This is a genomic window from Eggerthella sp. (assembly GCF_048329335.1).
GTDB lineage: Bacteria > Actinomycetota > Coriobacteriia > Coriobacteriales > Eggerthellaceae > Eggerthella > Eggerthella lenta.
In genome coordinates this window covers 1-4,205 of record NZ_DBFEGU010000400.1, presented here as the reverse complement: position 1 = coordinate 4,205, position 4,205 = coordinate 1, and the positions used below count along the sequence as shown (strand labels likewise).

Below are 4,205 nucleotides of genomic sequence, written 5' to 3'. Positions count from 1 at the left end.
GCTATCTTTGGCTGACGTGCTCGTATCTTCTGGCATGCTGCATCTATTACGTTTCGGCCGTGGAGGGAGATACCCTGCTCAAACACGCGCTGTCGGGATTCTGGTACACCGATCCTTATCGCACCGCCGCACTGGCCGGGATACTGGCTCTTCCGCTTCTGGCGATGGGACTGTACGTCGCGTGCAAGATCGTCGGGAAGACTCTTGCATCCGTTCGCGCGCCAGGCGAGAACCGTTTGAAGGCGCTTTCTCTGGCCGTCGTTGCCGTCGCCTTCCTCGCATTGAACTTCTTGCCGGTTCGAGGGGCGCTCGGACTGGGCCAGGGCGCGTTCCAGGGCATCGCCGCCACCGCAACGGCTCTCAATGACGGTTCGGCGGTAAACGCCTACAGCGAAGAGAAGAGCCGGTTCTCGAAGCACGTGAAAGAGGTCGTGCCGTCCGGGGCGCTTATCGTCAACCAGCCTTACGACGGATCGCTTTTCGCATACAGCCTCGATGATTTGAATCTGTACTATCGCGACATATCGGGTTACGGTGGAGAGGACGAACGGCCGGAGAGCTCGACGATCCGCTGTCGGCTGGCTGCCGAGGCGTCCAATCCTTCGGTGCGAGACGCGGTTCTGACGACCGGAGCCGAGTACCTCCTGGTTCTCGATCGGGATGTCGAGCGCATGAAGGAGCTGTTCTTCCTCTACGATCCGGCTGTCTGGGAGGGCATCGAGGGCGTGGTCGATGAGACGCCCGGTTTCGAGATGGTTTTGTCCGAGGGCGATATGCGCCTGTATCGGATAGCGAGCGGCGATGCCATACAATAAGCATGTACAATGCAGGTTCGAGAAAGGACGGTGAGTCGATGCAGCAAGCTTGCCCCAGCGTCTCGGTGCTGGTTCCCATATACAACGTGGAGCGCTATTTGCCGCAGTGCCTTGAGGCGCTGTGTTCCCAGAGGCTGCGCGACTTGGAGATCGTGGCCGTCAACGACGGTTCGACCGACGGCTCGCTGTCTATTCTGCAGGAATGGGCGCGGAAGGACGAGCGCATCGTCATCGTCGACAAGCCGAATTCGGGGTACGGCGCTTCTATGAACTGCGGCATCGAGGCCGCACGCGGCGCGTACATCGGCATCGTTGAGCCCGACGACTTCCCTGAGCGCGACATGTTCAAACGCTTGCTCCGCATGGCGCAGCGACATGACTGCGACCTCGTGAAATGCAACTTTTTCGAGCACTACGAGGATCATGACGACCGCATACGCAACTTCGCCGATTTCCCCTACGGCAGGCTTTTCGATCCCGTCGAGCAGCCGCGCATCGTCTGCACGATCCCCGCGATCTGGACGGGGCTCTATCGCAAGGCTTGGCTCGACGATGAGGGCATCCGCTTTCGCGAGACGCCGGGCGCGTCGTTTCAGGACACGTCGTTCGTGATGAAGTCGTGGTTCGCGGCCCGTCGGTGCGCGCTGGTGCGCAAGCCGCTGCTGCACTACCGCATGGACAACCCGGGTTCGTCGGTGAAGACGACGGACAAAGTGTTCGTCGTGTGCGACGAGCTGGAAGACTGCGAGCGGTTCTTGCGCGCCCGTCCTGACCGCTGCCGCGCGCTGCTGCCATGGTTCTACGTGGACAAATGGAGCAAATACCGGTGGAATTACGAGCGCATCGACGCGAGCGCCCACGAGGCGTTCGCGCAGCGCATGGCCGACGAGTACGCGGCGGCGCGGGAAGCAGGCGAGCTCGATATGCAGCTGTTCGATCCTATCAGTAGAGACGTTCTCGGCGAATTGCTCGACAGCGGGGCGGCGAAGTTCGCAGCCGACCATCCGGAAACATATTAGGAAGCTTTCATGAAACGCAATGGCAAGCAGTCCGTCGTATCCGTTATCGTGCCCACGTACAACGCGGGGGAGTTCGTGGCGCAGTGCCTCGACAGCGTACTCGGGCAGACGATGGGCGATTTCGAACTGATCTGCGTCGACGACGGTTCGACGGACGATACCTGGGCGATCGTGGAAGAGCGTGCGCAGCGTGACGGGCGCGTGGCGGCGCTTCGCCAGGCGAACGCGGGACCAGGTGCGGCGCGCAACGCCGGGCTGGAGCGGGCGTGCGGACGGTACGTGTACTGCCTCGATGCGGACGACTACCTCGACCGCGATATGCTTGCGAGCTGCGTGAAAGCGCTCGACGACGCGCAGGCAGATATGGCGCTTGTAGCGTTCCGCACGTACAACCAGCGGGCGGGCAGGACCTATCCGGCCGAATGGGGGATGCGGCACGAGGACGCGTTCCCCTCGTACCCTGCAGGTTCGTTCACGTGGGAGACGGCGCCCGATCTGTTCTTCGAGACGGTGCAGAACGTTCCTTGGAACAAGATGGTGCGTCGCTCGCTGCTCGAGGAGCGCGGCATCCGCTTTCAGGAGCTGCGCTTGACGGAGGACCTGATGTATTCGCTGCCTGCGGCAGTGTCGGCGAGGCGCATCGTGCGCATCGCCCGCCCGCTCGTGGTGCATCGCGAATTCTCCGGCACGAACGCGATGGTCGACAAAGGGCGGCATCCGCTCGATTTCCTCGACGCGTTCGCCGCGTTGCGCGCGTGGCTGCAGGAGGAGGGCTTGTACGAGCCGTTGCGTTTGGCGTACCAGGCGTGGCTGCTCGATGCGGTGTATTACAACTTGCCGACGTATCGCGACTTCGACGCGTTCGCCGTCGCTTACGAGCGACTGGCTTCCGGCGGGCTCGAAGCGTACGACCTGGCGCACGTCGACGCCGACCGCATTCTCGACCATCGTTATCGGGAATTGCTCGAAGCGCTCCAGCGGGGTTCGCGCGAACGATTCTTGCTGGCGTGCGCCAATATCGAGGCGGCCGAGGTCCAGGAGCAGAAGTGCGGTTTCCAGGACGCCCAAGGATCGCTCAAGTGGCTTGTGCGGCGGCTGAAGGAGCGTTTGCGCTCGAAGTGAGAGTGCGGTTTGCGGTTGACGATCCGCTTTGCGGCGTTTCGCCCTTTTCGGGACTACAATTGAATTCTGAGATGCGCCGTCCCCGACGCTCTGTTTACGTGTCGACTCGCATTCGTTTCCGTACTGTTATAATAGGGGCGTTGAACGAGCGCATTTGCGCGATATCCGGCAAGGACAATCATGGAATGGTATCAGGCGGTAATCGTGTTTGCCGTGGCCTTTGCGGTCGCGTACTGCATGGTACCCGTTTCCAAGAAGATCGCATTTCGGATCGGTGCTATCGACTACCCGGGGTATCGTCGTATGAATCGCGAGCCTATCCCGCGTTGCGGAGGCATCGCGTTATATGTTGGGCTGATCGCGGCATGTTTCACGATGTTCCTCGGAGTGCGGTTCTTCGATTGGGATTTGCATGATCTGTATATTTTGAGCGACGTGAACTACATCGTATTGTTCGTCGGCGTGACGACAATGTTCACCGTGGGTCTGGTGGACGACATCACGCAGCTGTCGCCCGGCGTGAAGCTGGCGGGGCAGATCGTGGCCGCGACGGTCGTCACGCTTTCGGGCATCACCATCGGCGCGGTGCGCACGCTGGTCGTGGGCGACTATCTGTCGCTCGGTTGGATCGACTATCCTTTGACCGTGTTGTACCTCGTGGTGTTCGTGAACATCACCAACCTGATCGATGGGCTGGACGGGCTCGCTTCGGGTTTGGTGGCCATAGTCGCCGGCGGACTGCTGTACCTTGTCTTGATGCGGGGAAGCTTCACCCTCGTGCTCGTCTGCCTTGCGCTGATAGCCGTCTGCCTTGCGTTTCTGCGCTACAATTTCTTTCCCGCCTCGGTGTTCATGGGCGATTCCGGATCGCTGTTGCTCGGCTTGGTCGTAGGCATCGTGTCGGTGGTGGGCGTCGTTCGCACGCAGAGCTTCGTGGTCATGCTGGTGCCGCTTATCATCGCGGGAGTTCCCGTGCTCGATACCGTCTCGGCTATCGTCCGACGCAAGCGTCTGCATCAGCCGGTGAAAGACGCCGATTTGGGGCATATCCATCATCGTCTCATGCGCGCAGGGTTGAGCCAGAAGCGCTCGGTGGCGGTGCTGTGGCTTTGCTCGGCGGCACTCGTGCTCGTAGGTTGCCTGATGGGAAGCTTCTCGGGGCCGGTGCGCTGGATGGTATGCATTGTGCTGGCTGTGGTTTTGTTCTTCGTTATCTGGAAATTCGGTTTGTTCAAGCCTGTTTTGAAGC

The 4,205-nt window shown here is 60.9% G+C and carries 4 protein-coding genes; all 4 read left to right on the top strand.

Annotated features, from left to right (window positions below; translation table 11 throughout):
• The coding region (locus ACMO6A_RS12440) for a DUF6541 family protein (RefSeq protein WP_418471349.1) at positions 1 to 815 on the top strand (815 nt) is incomplete at its 5' end.
• 38 nt (positions 816 to 853) lie between these two features.
• Positions 854 to 1,834: a glycosyltransferase gene (locus ACMO6A_RS12435; protein WP_009608216.1), complete on the top strand. Its 981-nt coding sequence runs from the start codon at positions 854 to 856 to the stop codon at positions 1,832 to 1,834.
• 9 nt (positions 1,835 to 1,843) lie between these two features.
• Complete coding sequence (locus ACMO6A_RS12430; protein WP_009304078.1) at positions 1,844 to 2,956, top strand: glycosyltransferase family 2 protein; 1,113 nt, start codon at positions 1,844 to 1,846, stop codon at positions 2,954 to 2,956.
• A 180-nt stretch (positions 2,957 to 3,136) separates the two neighbouring features.
• The coding region (locus ACMO6A_RS12425; protein ID WP_418471348.1) for a glycosyltransferase family 4 protein at positions 3,137 to 4,205 on the top strand (1,069 nt) is incomplete at its 3' end.